This is a genomic window from Micromonospora sp. LOL_023 (assembly GCF_048060115.1).
Taxonomy (GTDB): domain Bacteria; phylum Actinomycetota; class Actinomycetes; order Mycobacteriales; family Micromonosporaceae; genus Micromonospora_E.
On record NZ_JBHMIM010000154.1, the window covers coordinates 1 to 1,650 of the forward strand.

A 1,650-nucleotide genomic window follows, 5' to 3' on the forward strand; every position below is an offset into this window, starting at 1 on the left:
CAATGCCACGTAGCTTAAGTTGATCTTGGTGGTGGCTGGACCCGGTAGATGTGGATGGTCGCTGGCCGGTCGTGGCGGATGCTGGCCGGTTCGTTGGGTTTCTTGACCCGGTACTGGTTGTGGCGGGCTCGTTTGACCGCTCGGGGGCAGGTGCGTTCCCTGCGTTCGGGGATCATGAGATCGGCGATCCGGGTCAGGTGGACCGGTAGCTGGTCAGTCCAGTCCTGAGGGGGGAATGTCCGCCGTGCCGGTGGCGGTGCGGCGGATCAGGCGTAGGACCCTGGTGAACGATATCCGGTCGGGGTCGATGTCGGCGGCGGCTGACGCCTCGGCGATCAGCGCGGTGATCGCGTGGTGGACGATCAGGTAGGCCCGGATCTCCTGATGGACCAGGTCCGGCAGGCGGGAACGCAGGACCCGGCCGGGGCCGCGTAGGTGGGTCTTGAGTTGGTCGTTGCCGGTTTCCTCCTCCCAGCGTTCGTGGTACGCGGCGGCGAGTTCGTCGGCGCGGGCGTCGTGGGGGTCGACGATGCTGGTGATCAGGGTGATGACCTCGCCGGTGCCGTTACCGACCCGGTCGGGCACGGTGTACTCGACCACCCTCGCGAGGTGGACGACCGGCAGGCCCTGCTCGTCGAACGCGTCGGGAACCGTGTCGACGTCGGTCAGGTCGGCCCCGGCGCGGGCGGCCGCGAGGAGCCGCTCCCGCCGGGCACCCCGGACCGTCGGCCTGATCAGGACGGTGATCCAGGTGCCGTCGGGCAGTACCCGCACGACCGGCAGGTCGAGCTGGGTCGGCGCCCGCCACACCAGCGCCGCACCGGACGCGACGGCGGTGTCCCACGCCTGCCAGGAGTGGAACCCCCGGTCCGCGACGAGCAGTTCGTCACCGCGTAACCGCGGATACAGCCGCTGCGCGAGGGTCTTCTCACCCACCGCGTAGGCGTCGATCTCCGCGGCGACGAAGGCGTGGGTGCCGCACTCCGCGAGGGCCACGACCCGTGCCTTCGGGTACGCCGACCGGTTCTCCCCGGACCCGGCGTAGCCGAACTCGGCCGCGTTCGCGGCGCTGTCGGGCACATCGACGGTGAACCCGTCGATCGCCAGCAGCCGCCACCGGCGTAGGAACGACCCCCGCGCGGTGCCCAACGCGGCCACCGACGCGGTCGGGCCCGACCCGCCCGCGACCGGCCCACACGTGCGCGCGAACACCTCGTCGAACACCCGACGGCCCAACCGTTTCCGTGCCTGGGTGATCGCGCTCGACGTCGACACGCTCCACCCCGCGTCCCAACACCCGAACCGGTCCAACGACCCCGTGACCCGGGCCGCGACCTCGGTGTAGTCATCGTCGGGGAACAACGTCAGCCCCAACGTCAGATACACGGCCACATGCGCCGGCAACTTCCCGTCCGACCGCTGCTCCCGCACCCCGCACACCTCGACCGCGGCGTCGACCTCCTCCCGCGACACCCGCGAAATCAACACCCCGAGCGTGACCTGGTCCGGCCGCACCACCGCATCCACCGACATGACCCGGAATCAGAACAGCCAACCCCGTCGGCACGCAGCCCGCCACGCCGAACCACCCGACAGCAGCCACACAACCGCAGGCCACACCCCAAGATCAACTTAAGCTACGCAGCATTG

At 70.0% G+C, this 1,650-nt stretch carries 1 protein-coding gene; it reads right to left on the reverse strand.

Annotated features, from left to right (window positions below):
- Nucleotides 1-213: 213 nt before the first annotated feature.
- Entirely contained in the window at nucleotides 214-1,533 is a 1,320-nt protein-coding gene (locus ACFHVL_RS31215) for an IS4 family transposase (protein WP_416632213.1), read from the reverse strand.
- Between the last annotated feature and the right edge of the window lie 117 nt (nucleotides 1,534-1,650).